The sequence below is a fragment of the Sphingomonas sp. PAMC 26605 genome (genome assembly GCF_000241485.1).
GTDB lineage: Bacteria > Pseudomonadota > Alphaproteobacteria > Sphingomonadales > Sphingomonadaceae > Sphingomonas.
Genome location: NZ_JH584243.1, coordinates 168612 through 186317 on the forward strand (window position 1 = coordinate 168612; position 17706 = coordinate 186317).

At 62.3% G+C, this 17706-nt stretch carries 14 protein-coding genes; 10 read left to right on the forward strand and 4 right to left on the reverse strand.

The window, feature by feature from the left end:
- Positions 1-160: 160 nt before the first annotated feature.
- The 9 genes from RH90_RS20235 to RH90_RS20275 all read left to right on the forward strand — a co-directional run bounded on the left by RH90_RS20235 (position 161) and on the right by RH90_RS20275 (position 8502).
- Positions 161-724, forward strand: coding sequence for a recombinase family protein (locus RH90_RS20235; protein ID WP_010188589.1), 564 nt, complete (start codon positions 161-163; stop codon positions 722-724).
- A gap of 195 nt (positions 725-919) precedes the next feature.
- Positions 920-1417 carry a MucR family transcriptional regulator gene (locus RH90_RS20240; protein ID WP_029625532.1) on the forward strand — a complete coding sequence of 166 codons (498 nt, stop codon included), beginning with the start codon at positions 920-922 and terminating at the stop codon, positions 1415-1417.
- A gap of 952 nt (positions 1418-2369) precedes the next feature.
- A complete protein-coding gene (locus RH90_RS20245) occupies positions 2370-3035 on the forward strand; it encodes a hypothetical protein (protein WP_010188591.1) in 666 nt (221 codons plus the stop codon).
- Between the two features lie 209 nt (positions 3036-3244).
- The gene (locus RH90_RS20250) at positions 3245-4912 is read left to right on the forward strand and encodes a hypothetical protein (RefSeq protein ID WP_010188592.1); all 1668 of its coding nucleotides are present in this window, start codon (positions 3245-3247) and stop codon (positions 4910-4912) included.
- 14 nt (positions 4913-4926) lie between these two features.
- On the forward strand, positions 4927-5874 hold the full coding sequence (locus RH90_RS20255) for a CBASS oligonucleotide cyclase (protein WP_010188593.1): 948 nt from the start codon (positions 4927-4929) through the stop codon (positions 5872-5874).
- Positions 5874-6365: an HORMA-1 domain-containing protein gene (locus RH90_RS20260; protein ID WP_010188594.1), complete on the forward strand. Its 492-nt coding sequence runs from the start codon at positions 5874-5876 to the stop codon at positions 6363-6365. Before RH90_RS20255 ends, RH90_RS20260 begins: the two co-directional genes overlap by 1 nt.
- Positions 6362-7258, forward strand: a complete 897-nt coding sequence (locus RH90_RS20265; protein ID WP_010188595.1) for an AAA family ATPase — start codon at positions 6362-6364, stop codon at positions 7256-7258. Before RH90_RS20260 ends, RH90_RS20265 begins: the two co-directional genes overlap by 4 nt.
- A 228-nt stretch (positions 7259-7486) precedes the next feature.
- Positions 7487-8068: a 3'-5' exonuclease gene (locus RH90_RS20270; RefSeq protein ID WP_037493944.1), complete on the forward strand. Its 582-nt coding sequence runs from the start codon at positions 7487-7489 to the stop codon at positions 8066-8068.
- A complete protein-coding gene (locus RH90_RS20275) occupies positions 8065-8502 on the forward strand; it encodes a hypothetical protein (RefSeq protein WP_010188599.1) in 438 nt (145 codons plus the stop codon). The genes RH90_RS20270 and RH90_RS20275 overlap by 4 nt, the downstream gene beginning before the upstream one ends.
- 142 nt (positions 8503-8644) lie before the next feature.
- Here RH90_RS20275 and RH90_RS20280 read toward each other — a convergent pair whose 3' ends face one another.
- The 3 genes from RH90_RS20280 to RH90_RS20290 form a co-directional block, all read right to left on the reverse strand.
- The gene (locus RH90_RS20280; RefSeq protein ID WP_029625533.1) at positions 8645-10003 is read right to left on the reverse strand and encodes a HEPN domain-containing protein; all 1359 of its coding nucleotides are present in this window, start codon (positions 10001-10003) and stop codon (positions 8645-8647) included.
- 84 nt (positions 10004-10087) lie between these two features.
- The gene (locus tag RH90_RS20285; protein ID WP_010188601.1) at positions 10088-11920 is read right to left on the reverse strand and encodes a phospholipase D-like domain-containing protein; all 1833 of its coding nucleotides are present in this window, start codon (positions 11918-11920) and stop codon (positions 10088-10090) included.
- The gene (locus RH90_RS20290; protein WP_010188603.1) at positions 11917-15483 is read right to left on the reverse strand and encodes an AAA domain-containing protein; all 3567 of its coding nucleotides are present in this window, start codon (positions 15481-15483) and stop codon (positions 11917-11919) included. The genes RH90_RS20285 and RH90_RS20290 overlap by 4 nt, the downstream gene beginning before the upstream one ends.
- A gap of 246 nt (positions 15484-15729) precedes the next feature.
- Between RH90_RS20290 and RH90_RS24110 the strand changes: the two genes are divergently transcribed.
- Positions 15730-16068 carry a hypothetical protein gene (locus tag RH90_RS24110; protein WP_010188605.1) on the forward strand — a complete coding sequence of 113 codons (339 nt, stop codon included), beginning with the start codon at positions 15730-15732 and terminating at the stop codon, positions 16066-16068.
- Between the two features lie 176 nt (positions 16069-16244).
- Here RH90_RS24110 and RH90_RS20300 read toward each other — a convergent pair whose 3' ends face one another.
- Entirely contained in the window at positions 16245-17558 is a 1314-nt protein-coding gene (locus RH90_RS20300) for an RES domain-containing protein (protein WP_010188607.1), read from the reverse strand.
- Between the last annotated feature and the right edge of the window lie 148 nt (positions 17559-17706).

The window sequence follows — 17706 nt, forward strand, 5'->3', positions numbered from 1 at the left end:
CCGTGACGCTACGGCCGGTCTTCAACATCAGAATAACTAGGGTATACCCTGGCAGCTCACGATAGATGGAACACCATCTGCGTCTTATCAGGGTCTTTATCATAGATATTGAACACTCCGTGCGAAAGGTCTAGAGCCTGTTCGAACAGACGAGGTTCAGATGGCGCTATTTGGTTACGCACGTGTATCGACGTCTGAGCAGGATCTTAGCATTCAGCAGGCAGCGCTCCTTGCCGCGGGATGTCAAACGATCCGCGCGGAGAAAAAGTCCGGGACTGAGCGCGGGCCGCGAACAGAGTTGCAAATCCTGCTCGACTTCCTCCGAGAGGGGGACACACTGGTGGTGACGCGGATTGATCGGCTCGCCAGATCGATGAAGGATCTGCAAGATATCGTTCATGAGCTGAAGGGCAGGGGGGTTGCACTTAAAGCAACCGAACAGCCGATCGACACCGGCACCGCAGCTGGTAAAGCGTTTCTCGATATGCTGGGTGTGTTTGCAGAGTTCGAAACCAACCTACGACGGGAGCGTCAGACGGAAGGTATAGAAGCTGCCAAGGCGAGGGGAGTCTATAAAGGTGGTAAGGCGCGGATCGACCCTGAAGCCGTCCGGAAGCTTGCTGCTGACGGGGTGAAACCTGCCCATATTGCGAGGCAGCTCGGCATTTCCCGAGGTACCGTGTATCGGTTTATCGCAAAATCGGAGGATGCCGGATCAACATAGAGCTCGCCGAACAGCGCTAGGTCGCAGGCTTGGATCGCGTCTGAACCCGCGTCTGTGTTTTTATTGCCACCAAAATGCTCGGTACGTTAAGAGGGCCAAAATAGGTGGCGATGATTAAACAAACGCTCAGCGCCTGAGATGTTCAGGATGAGTTTGCAGATTTTCAATACAAAGCACCTTGGAAGGAAGTCTACATTGACTGACGAAACTACGAACACCGTTGAACTTGCGACCGAATTGACGATGGCATGGCTGTCGAACCCGAATACGCGCACGTCGGCGGAGGATGTCCCTGCATTCTTGAAGTCGATGCATGACGCAGTGATCGGCCTCTCAACTGCGCCGGTGGAGGCTCTCTCCGCTGGAGAGACTCCTGAATTTACAGGCGCTGTCACTGCACGGAAGTCGCTGGCAAATCCTGATGTCATTATCTCAATGATCGATGGAAAGCCGTACAAGACGCTGACGCGACATCTGTCCACCAACGGTCTGACACCCGCAGAATATCGCGCGCGCTATGGTTTGAAAGCCGACTATCCCATGACCGCACCATCCTATTCGGCGATGCGCCGTGATATGGCGAAGAAAATCGGCCTCGGCCGAAAGCCGGGTGAGAAAGCCTCCGTCAAGGCAGAAGCTGTCGAATCCGCACCAAAGCGTGGCCGTCCCGCGAAAGCGGGCGAACCGGCTTGAGGCGACAGGCGGCGAACATCCCAGGCATGTTCGCCGTCGTCTGGGCCATTGCTCCGAACCATTCGTCGCGAGGAAGCGGGGGGCTTCCACCCTCTCACAAAGAGGAAAAGCGGTGAAGGTTGGCTGGCGGGAGGACCGGCTGCTTTCAGGGTCATTTGGGTGGAAACCGGAATGGCCGCTATCGGATAGCTACCTACCGAAGCGGACGTTCGTTCAGGTGGTCGCGCGGTCGAGTAAAGAGGGTGAACAAATGGCGTTGCCTCGCTTTGTCGCCAAACTCCTAAAATTCTTCCGTCGCATATGTCACCCGCTTTGCCCGTCGCCTGGCATATCCTGTTCAGACGCGGGCCCGGCTCCGGGGCCCGAAAACGAACGGAGCAATGGCACAATAGTGCGCCGCGGCTGATCGTCCACGGACAGCTAAACCCTCATGTTCTGAACTGATTGTTTGGGTTAAACTGGTCGATCCACCGGCCCAATCCTTGATGAAGTGAAGGAAATCCGGCTCGGCCACGGCAACCATGCGGTAAGTTTCGGCGCGTTTCGTCTAGCAATCGCGCAGATGTGGAAAAGCTCTTTCGTTAGCGGGTCGGCTCGCGTTGCCCACCCGCGCAGAGCCGATTTGCATCTCATCGTTCTTAAATGGGTTTCTGACACGCGGAAACTTTTGGAAAGCCGTGCCTCGGGCGGCAGCGTCAAAACCGTCCGATTCGGACACCAAGCCGCCGTATTGCGCCGCATGAGCAGACTGTCGCGTGCGTCACCCTAGTCGCCGACGTTTTGATGACGGCTGCACCCAAATTCTCTACATCACTCCGTCCGACATCGTGCATCGGCTAATGGGCAAGAGAGCTTGATTCAAACCAACAGATTGCTTGTTCAAGCGTGACGGGGCGCATTGAATGAATTACCTCGGAGACGGTCGAGGCAGAACCTCCAGGGATCAGGAACAATGACGCCGGAGAATGGACGCCGTCGCGAGCTTGCGAACATCAAGCGAATATCCGATCAGCTTTGCACCTCACACGCATGGCTGGCCGGCCACAACGCCCGGTGGGCCACAGTCATCGACGTTGGCGTGCTGCTTAGTTCGGCGTGGGTCGCGTCCCTCGCTTTCATCGATCCCGCGCTGGCTGCCTCCATCACGCCGGGAGATCTCAAGCCAACGTTCTGGATCGGACTGATGGGCCTCCTTGCGTTCGGCCTCACCCTGATACAGACCCGGCTGGACCTGCGCGGACGGGCGGACTCGCACCGGCGGGCACTGGACGCCTATACGCAAGTTAAGCGCGGAGCCTCTCGCCTCCTGTCCGAGGAGGGCGAACCCGACGAGTCTATCTTCAACGAGGTGCTGGCGAAGCAGGACTTCGCCTCTTCGCTTGGCATCGCTGTCCCAGAGCGATGGTTTTTGCCTTTGAAGCAGAAGCACCTACTGAAGATCGCTACCAGCCGGCACCTCGACAAGCATCCGGCCGCAAACCTGCTCCTGCTCAAGCTGCAGCTTGCCGTGCGCGACTCCTTCGACAAGGCTGGACCCGACGACGAGGCGCGCGGACGTGATGCCGGAGTCGAACGGGCGAGTATGCAGGACGATGGGAAGGTAAGTGCCCTCGTTTAGCCCTTTAACATCCGTCGCGACATCAAGGGGGGCATAGCCGGATTGCGACGCTGCCGATCTTCAAGCACTGCTGGCAGGACACGCCTACTCAACGCCGCCGCAAATGTTGGGTCGCCCGAAGAGATCTTCGGGCGACCTGCCGCGCCATTAGTAGATTGGCATCGGCGGGGACTTCGCTAGATGCGAATGATGCCACACCCGATTTCGGTGTGGCCGATCGCATCGTCGGATTCGGGACGGAGTCAGGTGAGATTGAGAACATGGCAGGGAGCGAAGAAGGCATGACGAAAGCGCTCGCAAGAACGACCACCCGGCCCGTCTCGAACGTGACGTTCGCTCTTGCAGGGGACGATGTCTTCGAGCGCTCGCTGGCTTTGGCCGTGGAGTGGATGAAGGCTCGAAACGCCGCCATCCCCGCGGAAGCGTCGCGGGGCGCTCCGTTCGACGTCGGCGGAGGCGGCACGTCCGTAGCGCGGGCGACGCGGATCGACTACGAGGAGGGACGGGTATGGTCGGCCACGATCGACGACCCTGACGACACCCACGTGGGGCGGACCTGGATCACGGAGATCACGATCGGCGAGTATCATGGTGGCGTCCACTTCGGCTCGCGGCTGCTGAACTTCACGCGAGGCGACGAAGAGGCGTTCACCGCGAGCGTGCCTGGGCTCGTGCGGGATCTGGTGAGAGAGCTCGACTGCACTGCAGACGGACAGACCCTCAGCCAAGACGGAACCTTGATAGCGACGCCCGACGACCTTGATACGCTGTGCGCGCTGCTGGAGCGTCCGGATCGTCGGCTACCCGTCGTGGTTCTCGCCGAGGGTCGCGACCGGCAGCCTCGCGTGCCCTTAAGGACACTCGTGGCGCGCCTAACCGGCGCCGCGCACGTCTTCGGCATGACCGACGGATGCGCCGACCTCCTCGTCCAGCGAATTGGGCGCAGCCTCTCCGTCTACAACGGTGCGGTCCGCCTCTATCGACCCGGCCTCCGCTTCGACGACGCAGATCCGTTTGAACATCCGCTCTGGCTTGCTTACGCCGGCCGGACATCGGAGAGGGGAGACATGGTCGTCGCGCGCGTCCTCGCGTCGAGCCTTTCTTCGCCGAACACCGACTATCCACGCTTCGACGCGGTCCGCGCCACCGTGATCTCGAACGAGCTCGCCGAACGCCGGGCGCGGAGTCCGGCCAATGATCCAGATCTAGTGCGTCTCCTGGAGGAGCAGAACGCGACGCTTGGCGCGAAGATCGAGAAGGCCGACGACGAACTGAACCAGTGGCTCGCCGACGCGGAGGCCACGAGGACCTCTTCGGACCAGCAGATCGCGGAACTCCTGTCGGACCTGCATCGCAGCCGTTCGCAAAACGACACCCTGCGACAGGCGCTCGCCACCGGCGGATCGGGCCACACGCCCCGCGCGCCGCTCACCGACCTCAGCAATTTCGGAGCGTGGGCGGCGGCGAACCTCAGCCCGCGAATCTGGATTTCCGTCAAGGCGATCAAGGAGACCGAGCGGAACGGCCAGTATCGGACGCCCAAGGAGATTGGAGATGCTCTCTACGCGCTCGACGAGATCTACGCGCCGATGCGATGCGAAGCGCAGACCGAGCTCAAGTCGGTTTGGGACGAGCGCAGCACGGCGCTCGGGATCTCGGTAACTCCGTGCTTCAAACGCGAGGGGGATCTGAAGCGTCACCCCGAATACTCCGTCTCATACCGTGGAGGGACGCACTGGTGCCATCTTCACCTGAAGCGCGGCGGTGGGAAGGATCCAAAGGGCATGTTCCGCATCTACTTCCTCATCGACGAGAATGAGCAGAGGATCCTCATCGGGCACATGCCGTCGCACCTCGATAACAACATGACGAACTGATGGGAGGCGGCGCAATGGCGCTCAACAACACTCAGCTACGCTACTACGACGCCAACGTGCTACGGCTGCCGGCGGACAAGCGAAAGGAATACAACGCTCTGGTCGACCGCCTGATCGACAACCTCAGCGCCAACGTGCGCGACAGGACGGAGATAAAGATCACAAGGGTGGTCAAGGCGGGCTCGTTCGCGAAGCACACCATCCTCCGCAAGACCACCGAGGACCCCGTGGACGTCGACGTCGTCTTCTACATCTCGGGCAAGGACGCCTCGGCGGAGACGATCGAAGGCCTCACCGCCGACATCACTAAGCTGCTCATTGCCCAGTATCCAACCAAGTCGGTCGAGGACTTCACGATCCAGTCCAAGGCGGCAACGGTCGCGTTCGTCGGGTCGGGACTCTCGGTCGACATCGTTCCGGTGATCGAGGACGAGGGCAAGGCGGGCTACGGTTGGCAGTTCGACATCCGCGACGGCAGCAGGAACCATACCTGCGCGCCATGTCAGGTGGATTTCGTCTACAAGCGCAAGCTCGCCGACAGCGACTTCCGGGCGCTGGTGCGTCTCGGCAAGCGGTGGCGCAATCGCGCCGAGATCAAGCCTCTCAAGTCCTTCCACATCGAACTCATCTTTGCCTTTCTGCAGGATAGGGACGGCAAGCCGACGAGCATAGAGCAGCGCTTTCGCGACTTCCTCCTCTACATCGCGCATAGCGGGCTGAAGGAGCGCATATCGTTCCCCGAGAACGGAACGGGCATTCCCGCGTTTACCGATCCGGTGGTCATCGTAGACCCGGTCTGCGACAGTAATAATGTCGCGAGTCGGATCACGGAGGCCGAGCGCAAGGCGATCGTCGAGGCGGCCAGTGAAGCCTGGGAGGTTGCTCACTTCGCCTCTGCCGAGAATGACGACGAGGTCTGGAAGGAACTCTTCGGGCCCAAGTTTCGGACCAAGGATCAGTGATGAGCACCTCCACCACTACCGAGACCTACACCACCACGGATATTCAGCACGTGGTCCGACGGTTCGGCGCCGACTTCCGGATGATCGCCGAGAGTTCGGGCGCCATCACGACGGCCGAAGCGGAAAGATACATCCACGACGTCGAGCTACTTGCAAAAAAGGGCTATCTGGCGACCGTCGACGTCACGCTCCTGAACCTCGGTGCCGAGGTTAGGGCCGCCCGATACACCGTCGATACCGATGCGGGCGGACTGACTACTAGTCGCCCCGGCAACGCCATGTGGCCGCGGGTCAACTACCCGACCCTGCGCGTCATACTGAGCTACACCGGCGCCTACGACGCGGCGGCAAGGGAGACCACGCGTGACCGGCTCAGCTTCACATGGACGCCCAGTCAAGACGATACGAGCCACTCAAGCCTTCAGGCAGGCGGTGGTCGCGACTACGTCAGTGGCTCTTACGGTATGAGGCGGAAGGACTGGGGACAATGAGCCAGACGGAAATATTTGATAGCGAAACGCAGGCGCCGAACCCGGTTCTGACCGCCCGCGCTAAGACCCTCCTCGGCTTCGATGCTCGCTACGCCAAAGTTCACGATCAGCTTCAGCTGCTACTTGCCGCCGACGATCTGGACAGGTGGAGCAGTCGCCACCACGGTGGTCAACTGGCGATCGTCGACGCGGTCGCCGACCAGTATCCTCTCGTGATCTTCCACGGCGACGTCGGCACGGGCAAGACCGCCGCCGCCGAGTGCATCGCCAACCGTCTGCTCGCCGAATCGCGAACGGAGGACGCAACGATCTTTCGCCTTTCGAACCGTGTTCGCGGAAGCGGAAAGGTCGGCGAGATGACGACGCTCCTCGCCGAGGCGCTCAAGCGCGTCACGGCGTCCATCGGGAAGACGCGTCGCGCGGTCCTTGTGATCGACGAAGCCGACAGCATTGCGGCGTCCCGCGCCCAAGAGCACAGCCACCACGAGGACAAGGTCGCGGTCAACACGCTCATCCAAGGGATCGATGATCTCCGTCGTCATCGAGGAAGGGTTGTGGTCATCCTTTGCACGAACAGACTGAGTGTCCTGGATCCTGCCCTCCTCCGTCGCGCAGCCATGATCGAACGTTTCGATCGTCCATCGGAGGAGGAACGGCGAGAGCTGCTGTTGCGCGATCTGAAAGGCGTCCACATCACGTCGGCTCAGCTGACGAAGCTCGTTGAGCTAACCGGGCCCCATGGCGATGCGCCCGGATGGACCTACTCGGACTTCCGAACCCGATTCTACCCAGCAGCGATCGCGGCCGCCTTCCCCGATGAACCTCTTTCCTTCGATCATCTCTGCAACGCCGCTCGCAACATCGCTGCATCCCAGGCCATGGAGGACCGTTGACGTCCCGGGGGCCCCGTCGCTCGATAATTTACTACCGCATTATTTTAGTCCCGCATGACGCAACGACTGACTAGAAGTTGACCTTAAACTGGCTTCGACGTTCTCAAATGGTGCTGGGGCCCGCGTTGCAGACCAAAGAAATCACGCGATCACCGTCGTGAAATGAGCTTGAGCATGCGGGCAGAGTTGCCCAAGCCTGACGGTTCCCATGGGTTGAAGGATTGTGAGATGAGCCAAGCCCACCAGGAAATTTTCATATCCATCGACGTAGAGACCTCGGGACCAATTCCAGGCAACTACAGCATGCTCTCGCTTGGGGCCTGCCTCGCCTTGGAGCCCGAAGAGACCTTCTCCTGCAGATTAAAGCCGATCAGCGATAGCTTCGTGCCCGAAGCGCTGGAAGTTTCGGGATTGTCGCTGGAGCAGCTGCGTCAGACCGGCACGGATCCCTCCGAGGCGATGATTGACTTCAACCGGTGGATCAATCGCGTGGCAGCCGACGCGACGCCCGTCTTCGTGGGCTTCAACGCTCCGTTCGACTGGTCCTTCGTCAACTACTACTTCCACCGCTTCACCGGGGCCAACCCATTCGGTTTCACGGCGCTCGATATCAAGGCGCTTTGGATGGGCGTCGCAGGTTGCACTTGGGCCGACACCCGCTCCAGCCGGATGGCAGAGAAGCTCCGGCCAGTGCATCAGGGCGACCACGACGCTCTCAATGACGCGATCTACCAGGCGGAACTGTTCAGACTGGTGATGGATATGCGAGTGGCCGCTCGCGTGATTCAGAGCCGTACGGAAGCGAAATGATCAAGGCTAAGCGGATAGGCCAGAATCCATACGAGATCGTCGCGCGTGACCGTCCCGCGGTGGCGCAGTGGTTGGGGAACGCGGGCCCCAAACCTCCAATGGAGCAATACATCGGCGCGGTGGCCGAGTTGGAGGTTGCATCACTACTGAACGCGGTCTGCGTGGCCGAGGGAATAAATCAGTATGATGTTCGGGTGCCGAAGGGCCGTTTTCGCGGCCGGGTAGAGGTAAAAGCTACGATGTCGGCGAAGTTCAGCTATCAACTTAGGTCGAAGGCTGCGAAATGGGTCGCGCGGGTGAGGCTCGAGCGCATCGGCAACGATCTCTGGATCACGGATGCCCGTATCGGGCCGAAGTTCTCCCGCTTCTATCCGTGCAGGACACAGCTTCCCTGGCGAACGATCCCCGGCTTCAGTCTTCGTAAGCTGCCGTAGTCAGCGGGAGTGAACGGGCAGCTTGTCCTGTTGTTCGTGCAACGCTTTCAGCATCGCGGTCACGCCCCTTAGGAATTATCTACCTAGACACCCTGCCACCTGAATCCCCGCAGGTGACCACGCAGTTCCTACATCCGGCACCCTATGCGCCGGTTCCGGGTGCCCGATCGCGAACCCAGGATACAAGATCTTCGTACCAGCGGTGCAGCTCGGCTTCGCCTTTCGCGCGCTGTGCGCTGATGGCGGGCCAATTGTGCAGCGCCCGCAACAGCGAATATTCCGCAAAATCCGCAGCCAGCCGGAGCGACTGCTTCACCTTTGCCGAGGATGGCGAGATGCTGCCATGGACCAGCTCGGACCGGACGCCATAGACGCGCTTGAACGCCGCCTTGTTCTGCGCAAAGTCCTGCCCTTCGATCAATCCGGTGACCAGCGCGGCGACCCGGTCGGAGACGGAATCGGCAACATCCTCGAACCGGCCGGTCAGCACCAGGCGTTCGATCGCCGTGACGAATTTGATGATGCGGGTCGAGGGCGAGCCGTCCCGAACCGCTTCCCCGAACCATTGCGCCGCGTCGAGAAAGCGCCGCGCTATCGCGTGTTCGGCCTCAGCCGTCAGTATCTGGGCAACGGCATGGCCGGCGCGCCTGCAACCATCGGCCTCCTCGCCATCCTGAAGCTGTGTGGGCCAGTCGTCGGGCAGGGAAACTTCCCCCAGATAGGAAGTGGTTGAGGTGTAGGACGGTCTGCCGGTGGGCGAGAGCGAGAGCACCGCCGAACGTTCATAATGGCTCGCAAGGCCGCCGATCCTCATCCGCTGAGAATTGCGCGCGCCGATGATTAGCTGCAGGCAGTCGAGCGCCGACGACACCGCCTGACGCGCAAGCGCCTCGGATCGATTTCCGTCAGCGCGCTCGACGGTCACTTCGGCGAACCAGCGAAAGCCGCGATAATAGCGCATGACCGTGAGGATGAAGGGCCGATCCTGGCGATATTCTTCCGGCTCGTCGCGCCGATAGGTGAGCAGTGCCTTGCGGAAGATGGCGCTTCCCTTTCGACGGCCGATGAAGCGCACCGGTCCGATCTCGATGTCGTGATCCGATGGCTGGGTCGACAAATGACAGGGCAGAAAGAAGGTCTGGTCCTTCAGACCGGTGTTCGCCACGCGAACGGCATCGCGCATCATGCGGCCGATCGCCTTTTCGGAAACCGGCTCTCCCCCGGCAAGGAAGATACGGACGAACGCATCGATCAGCGGCGTGCGTATCGTGACGATGTCGACGCGCCCGGTCAGCTTTCCCTCGCGTGTTGCCAGCTCGGCCAGGCGATCGAATGCGTCATAGGCATCGCGGCCGACGGGCAGGCTGCCGCGCCCAGAAGGGTGAGGAATGTCGAGGAACAGGTCGGCCTTGTCGGTTCGGATCCGGTCGTTGAGCCGCTTTTGATGCCGGACACATTCGCTCCGAATGAACTCGACATCCGCTGCGCGTTTGGATCCCATGGTTGTCTTTCTCCGAGCAAGATTTGAGCTGCCGAGCGTCAGGCGGATGCGGCTCAGTCTATCGTGTTGCCGTGCCGCGTACGTTCACGCCGCCGGCTTGTCCTGAGCCGGCGGAAGGGTGCCTTTGTATCCATCCTGTGGCTGCGGGAGGGCGCTCGCGAGCATCGGGAAGATCGCTTCCAGCCGGCCGACCACCTGCGACGCCACGCCCGGCGCATGTACCCGGACCCCGATCTCGTTCCACGGCACGTCGGGATCGGCCGAGGCGGAGGCCCAGTTCAGGCTGGTCACGACGACATCGTCGTCATCCCAAGCGAGGAACTTCCCGTGGAGCGGGATCTCCTTGGTCCGGGCGAGCAGCACCCCGTTTCCGCGCGCTTCCTCCATCATGTCGCGCGCATGGCGGTTCTTGAGCGGCCCCGTGGTGTCAGTGAACAATATTATTGCCTGGACGCCGGTTCGCTGGGCTGCCGCCTCTCCCTGCATCAGCGCTCCGGGCCGCGAGGTCGAGCCGAGCTTGTTGCTGCCGACGACGAAACGTCGCTTCGCCTCATGGCTGGCCAGGCGAATCTCCCGGTCATGGGCTTCACCAAACAGGAGCGACACTCGGTCGCTCCCGCCGACACTGCGCCGCCGACGCAGATCGCGCCCGACGATCGCCATCTCATTGGCGAGATCGTCCGCCAGGCCGCGCCTTCCGACCAGCCTCTGCAGGGCGAGCGCGACGTCGGCGACCGCGCCTTGGTGGCGCAGGACGACCGACAGCTCGACCGCCCGGAATGGCGAAAACAGCCAGTTGCACGACCCGACGCTGGCAAGCCAGTCGCCCGAGACTGTGTCGAGCAGGATCAGCTTGGCGTGAGACCCGGTCGAGTTCATGTGCAGGAAGACGCGGCCCCTGAGATCCCGGTCGGCGCGCGCAAAAGCAGCGATCTTCGATGCCTCCAGCGCATTCTTCGCCTCGGTCCGCTCGTCCTTCTCCGCACCCCAGAGCAGGTCCAGCCGAACGCCGCGCCGGCAGGCCGCCTGGATCATCGGGGCCAGCGTCGCGAAGCGCTGGGCGTCGAGAAAGGTCGAATGAAGGACGATGCGGCTATGGGCCTGCGCGAATAGGGTCTCCAGGCAGGTCCGCTGGGCCGATCCGCCGATGATGATATCGTCCGGCTCGAAGGTGCAGGCATGTTCCTGCGGCTCGAGACTGGCGGTATCGCGCGGACCCGCATAGTTCACCCGTATCTGCTGTTCGGCAAGCGGGTGCGCAGCCACCGCGGCGACGAGCGAACGAAGATCCTCCCCCGCATTCTCGGGCAGGTCCTGGGCGACGCCGTCAATTACCCTCACGATCATGAATTCATGATCGTGCAACGCCGCAGTGCGCGCGTCGATGGTCGCGACGCGCTCGTCCCAGCGCCTGGTGGCGATATCGGACAGGCGGTTGAGGTTCGCCTCATGCGTCATGGGCGGCTCACCGTCCTGGACGATGACGCTCAGGATCGGTCTTCCCGACTGCTTTTCGCGGTCGAGTTTCTTGCGGGACATCAGCTGGACGGTGGCCGAGGCGAAGACGTCACCGGTCGCGCGCTCGACGACGAAGCTGGTCCGCTTGGGATAGCGCTTGGGGAAGAAGGGTAGGGCCTCGCCGTTGGTGAGCAACTGGGTCCCGAGCTGGCTCGCCCTGAAGGCGATGCCCGACCCCGAGGTTTCGATTTCGACAAGGCGGAAACGCATCAGGCGCGCGACCGAGGCGATGACCAGCTGGTGGGGCAGGCTCGCCATCGTCGCCAACTCGCTGATCGACGTCGGGACCCGGCTGATCGCCCAGAGCAGCGCCTCGTCGACCACGCTCCACAGGCGGCCGCGCTCGATGCTTACCGTGCAGGACAGGCGGTAGACCGGGATGGCGATGAGGATAGTCACAGCGTGATCCCGAGCTGGGTCGGCGAAATGATCCGAGCGAGCGGCAATTCCCCGCGTCGTTCCGTGGTCAGTTCCGCGATGACGTCAGCCATGGCTGTGAGGAACGCCAGTTCCTGTCGCCCGCCATCGGGGTCGATCCCGCGAACCGCCTCGGCCAGAAAACGCAGGCTGCCGACAATGAACAGTTGCGACCTGGCGCGACTGAGCGCGACGTTCATGCGGCGCCGGTCGCGCAGGAAGCCAAGCGCCCCAACCCCGGTCCGCGGATTGTTCCTGACCAGCGACAGGATGACCACGTCCGCCTCATTTCCCTGAAAGGCGTCGACCGTGCCGGTGAACTTGCCGTCCGCCTTCACCGCGACGAACCCGTCGAGATGGGCAAGACTGCGATGACGCTCCGCGCCGAGCCGTTCGGCGATCCTTGCGACCTGGGCCTTGTACGGCGAGAGGATGGCAAGGCTGGGGCTGCGCCCACCTTCGCGCGGGCGCAGATTGCGCAGGATCTCGATCACCGCCTCGACCTCGCCTGTGTTGTTATAGCGCGGGCGGGCGTTTTCGGGAGAGGTCCGCTTTCCCGTCTCGCTGAGATGCGGGAAGTTCACCACCACCACAGGGGAGCGAGGCAGAGTCCCGACGTGCATGAGCGGGGAATATGACGGGTCTTCCGCGGCCGCGGCCCGTCCCTGCTCGGTCTCGAGCTTGCCGTCATAAAAGGCCCGCGACACGATCCGCGCGATCGCCGGATCCATGCGGCGCTGCTCGGTCAGCGTGGCCGAGATGCGCCGATGGCCGATGTTGGCATCCGACTTGCGCTCGTCGTCCTCGACGAACGTCCGGAACGGCTGGAACAGGCGTAACGCCAGATCGGCGGTTTCGCGAAGTCCCGCCGCATCGCCCGCCACCCGCCGCAACTCGTCGAGCTCGCCGTCGCGCATCAGCGATCCGACCAGCTCATCGGCGACCGCAAGCGCTTCGCCGACCAGACCGTGATCGGCGAGGATCTTGACCGTCCGGTCCGCCTCGAACGGCGGCAGCTGATGATGATCGCCGATCAGCAGGCGCCGCCCCGAAAGCATGAGCGCACCGACCAGTTCGGGGCCCGTCGCCCTGGCCGCCTCCTCTACCACCACCCAGTCGAACTGTTCACGCTCCTGGACGAGCTGCTCGACGTCCGGCGAGTTCGCGGTGGAGATGACGATGTTCGCCGCGTCGAGCAGAAGACGCGACAGCGCGCCGAGGCCGGATCGGTCTTCCTCCGTGATGCTCGACCTGGCCGTCACGGCCCGATCGGCGGCGTCGCGCAATTCGGTGATGCGATCGCGAATGGACGAGGGCAAGGTGCCGGCAAGGCTGCTGCCGGCAAGCTGGCCCAGGGCATCGCGCGTCGCGCGGTTGAGTTCCTCGTCGCTCTTCGGCCGGTTCTCCGAGGCCGAGGAGCGCACCATCATGATATCACCGAGCTCGCATTCGCCCAGCGTCTTCTTGATCTGGCTCTGGAGATGATCCAGCGCATCATGCCCGTGCGCGGTCACCAGCATCCGCGTATAGGGATCGGCGCTGAACCGCCGCCTGATGACCTCGGTTGCGAGCCTGGTCTTGCCGACGCCTGGCGGTCCCACCACGTAAAAGCTCGGCAGCGTCGACCAGAGCGCGGTGAGCGCTTCCTGTTTTGGCTTGTCGAGATCGTCGAACGCGGCATCGGGTCCGTCGGGGCAGGCGACCTCGCGGCTGGAGCGACGGACGCGCCACGGGTCGGACATCATCGCGGCGAGATCCGTGCGGTTGGCCAGTTCCTTGATGTTGCGCAGGCGGCGTTCGATGACATGTTCGGATCCGGCATCGCGCGCCTGGCGCAGGAAGAGCCGTCCTGCGGGAAGCTCGTCATCGACCTCGAAGCGATAGCCGCGCAGCCCGCGTCGGTCGGCGCTCTCGATGAACGTCGCGCTCACATCGGCGTGGCGCGGCGCACCCATGCCGGCCGACTGGCTGATCACCCATTTCGAATCCGCGTCGCGGTGGTCTTCCTCGAACAGCCGGTGAAGGGCCGCCGCTGATTCGGTGAGGCCGAGCCGTTTCGCCGTACGATCGCGGTCGCTGCCAGGCTCGGCGCGGACCAGCACGGTGCGACGGCCATCCTCGACCGAGGTCCGCAAGACTTGAAGCGGATATATCTCCAGCGCCTTCGTGACCGCTTCGACCGTCTGCACCAGCAGCAACGCGCGGCGCACCCTGACGACATCGTCGACGGGGCCGGCCTGGTCCGCCATTCGTGCAAAACCGCTCCAGTCCAGCACGTCCGGCCCGAGACCGCTTTTTGCCGCCAGCGCATCCCGCCGGCTGCCGACCAGCTGGATCGGCTGGACCAGTTCATGTTCATCGGCATCGCGCGCGCTGAAGATATCCAGGCGCGGCTTGATCTCCTGGCACACGGCGATGTCCCAGGTCGCGCCGTCCTCGTCGAGAAGCGCGCTCAGGCGATATTCCATCGTGTTGGAGATCAGGCGAAGCGATCCCCCTGGCGTGAAGTCCTTTGGGACAAGGAGCGTGACGCCGCTCTCCAGATCGGCCCGTACCCAGTCCTGCTGCTGCTCATAGTCGTCGACCGCGATCGCGCCCTCGCTCGCGTCGAAAACGGCACCACCCAGGCCGGACTTGAGGGCGAACATCAACAGGAATGTTCCGGCGCGGGTGGCGCCCGACCGGCCGAGACTGGCGAGCAACCCTTCGATGCTGTTTGCAATCGACTCCGCATCCAGCTTGTCCATCCTGGCCGGCATGATCAGCTGCCGCAGCAGGACGGCTTCCGAGACCTCGAGCGCACCCACCGTCTCCGTATCGTCGGCCATCCTGAAGTCGCCGGACGGCAGCAGCTCGACCTTCAGGAGATCGGCGATCAGGCGTCCGAGCGCCGCCCAGTCGCCCTCGAAGGAGTAGCTGGTCGCACGGATGGCGGTGCCTTCCGCGCCGAGCGTCGCCGACGCACGCGCCGCATCGACGCTGATCCACAAGCTCCACTCGAAGCCGCTGAGCCGAAAATCCGGCTCGTCGGCGCCTTCGGTCATGATCGCGTCGGCATCGAGACGCCCGTGGACGAGGCCTTGCGCATGGACGATGCCGAGCGCGTCGACGATCCTGCGTATATTGCGCCAAAACAGCGTGCGGCTGCGCATCATGCCGAGATTGCGCAACCAATGCGGGCGCGCCACACGCCTGATGCGGGCCGAAAGGGGATGGCCGGCCCGTTCCAGCACGACGCCGAAATCGTCTGTGTCCTCCACGAACTCGAGGACATCGACGATGACGTTGGGTGCGCCGGCATAGGACATGATGCGCTGCACTTGGCGCATCTCGTGCCGCCAGAGCTGGCGCAGGTCCTCGTCGACGCTCGTTCCGGTCTTGCGCCACAGTTTGAGGGTGCGCTCTGTTCCGCTGTTTCGATCCTCGACCTCGAAGATCGCCGACGTCAGTGCTGCCCGGTCGGCCGGCGCGACGGCGTCGCCAATGAACGCGAACCTGTCGTCGAGCGAGGAAAGCCGCTTCTTTGGGGTCGTGGATCGTGACATGCAAAGTTCTCGAAAAAAAAGAGCGGCAGAGGCAATTAGGCGAGATGGCTGTCTGAAAGTCGATAGCTGAAAAGACGAAAAGAAGAGCCGGTTCGATCTTAGCAGACCCTGCATGCCCGCAATTTGCTATCGTCACGCGATGCCGGCCTCACGAAAGCATAAGAAACGGATCGCACCCAAGAAAAGCGGGCATGACATCGTGTTCGAACGCCTGTCCTTTGGCGGCGGCGACCGGCACGCCAGGCGATGCTCGAGGCGGTCCCCGCAAAGGTCGCCGCTTTCCCCGAGCTGCTGGAATCGCTCGGCGCGGTGCCGCGCGAGCACATGCCCGATACCATCCTGGCGATCTTCGCCTTTTACGGCTCGCAGGCGATGATCGTCGCCGATGGCTTGACCCGGTCGCTCTCCAAGGACCTTCTCCAGCATCATACGGAACTGCTCCAGGCGCTGATCATGACGGTACCCTTTGCCGAATGGGGTCTGGGTCCGCCGCATGGCGGGATCATGCATCCGGTCTCTGAGACAATCCCCAAGCTGGCCGATACGCTTCGCGTACTGAGGTCGAGGTCGCTCAGTGAGGGATGATCGTCCGGACCACGGCCGATCGGCCAGCGGAACTTGCGCTCGCTTTCCGCGATGGGGCGATCGTTGATCGAAGCAGTGGAAACGGATAGTCTGGTCAGCCCCACAGGCGCGCCGCATGATACCGCGCCACTCTGTGACTCTACTCAGCCAATTAGCATCGCGCATCCGAGGTTCGCTCAGAAATTCGGCGACGAGGACGCATACAACTGTTCGGTCTCATGGCCGAAGTCGGCCTGAGTGACCGTCACCGGCCAAAGGGAACCCGGCAGCATGTCCAATCCGGACGCTGGCAGGAGCGGCCGCGTCAGGATCGAGAGATCGAAGCTTGGCGCGGTGGCAACGCCACGTTTGGCTGTCGGAGGATCAACTGGCTCGGTTATGGCGGCGTGGCCTAGGAAGACAATGTTTTTGCCGGCAGGGCGTTGCGCGGAAGTGTATATAATCGCGTCTATATGGCGTTTCTCCTTGCCCATCCAAACCAAGTGCTCGCTATTCAAATACTCTGCGACAGCTTGCGTCGGCACATAATCCAAATGCTCGTCATCGGGCGAAATCGGCCGAGCAATGGTCGCCATGAACGTCTGCATGAAACGCCACTGCGAGAGGCGCCGGATGTGATCCTGTGCAAACAGGTTAAGCTCCTGGGGCGGCTTGATGAAGCGGGTCGTGTCCAGCACACACAGCGGTCGGCGAATGGTGAACTGCGCTGCAACTACCAAGTCGCCCACCTTAGGGCGGAGCTCAGACAGGCAAGTTGGCAGGTCAAACGAGCCGTAGAAGGCGGTAACCCCCGACGGGTTCATCCGGTTCGCGTGACCGATGCGCTGTGGTGCCGCTCCCATCCTAGCGACCGGATCTGCGACGATCTTTCTGAGTTCTTCTTCCGAAACGATGCGGGCCCTGAAGATTATGGTCGGTGTGTTGGCGGGATCTATTAGGTATACCGGGGAAACGCGGGCGGTGTCCCTTTGCAGGTGGATGTCCTTGAAGATCGCGCGCAGAGCGTCCCGGGCGTCATCGTTGAAGAAGCGGCGCTCGTGGACGACCGCGGTACAGAACCGCTGCCAAAGCCGCTCGTTGCCGCCGTCGCCATGCTGGGTGCGCTCGTAGCGAAACTCGTCATCGTAGAACGGCTCTTCGCCGTCGCTAGGCCAGTAGGAGTCGTCGGCGATCAGCTGATTGGTTACCGCGAGGGCGATGTCCTCGTCCTCGGCGCCTGTAAGATGCTCGACGACGTCGATCAATCGATCACCCTTCCTTTCAAACCAGACCTCGGGTTCCTCCGGGTCGTTGCTAAAGATCGGATCGGCTTCCCCGAACTCGTAGTTGTTCCGGAAGACCTCGTCGACGATCGCCGCGACCGCCTCGATCGGGATGCCCTTCCGACGCGGGTGCCGGTCACACTTTCCCTCGTCGTATTCCTTCCGGACCTCCTCTAGGCGGCGCTTCAGCCCCTTATTGGAAAAGCATAGCGGGCAGAACAAAGTCATGTGTGATATCCGCCTCCGCGTTGGACGAACTATAGTGGCAGTCGCGGGGCCTTGCAGCAATGGCTTGCTTGGATTGCTAAAATAGATCCGACTTCAGAAAAGATCGATGGCGCACGCGAAAGGTTGGTTATGTCGGCTTCATCCAAAA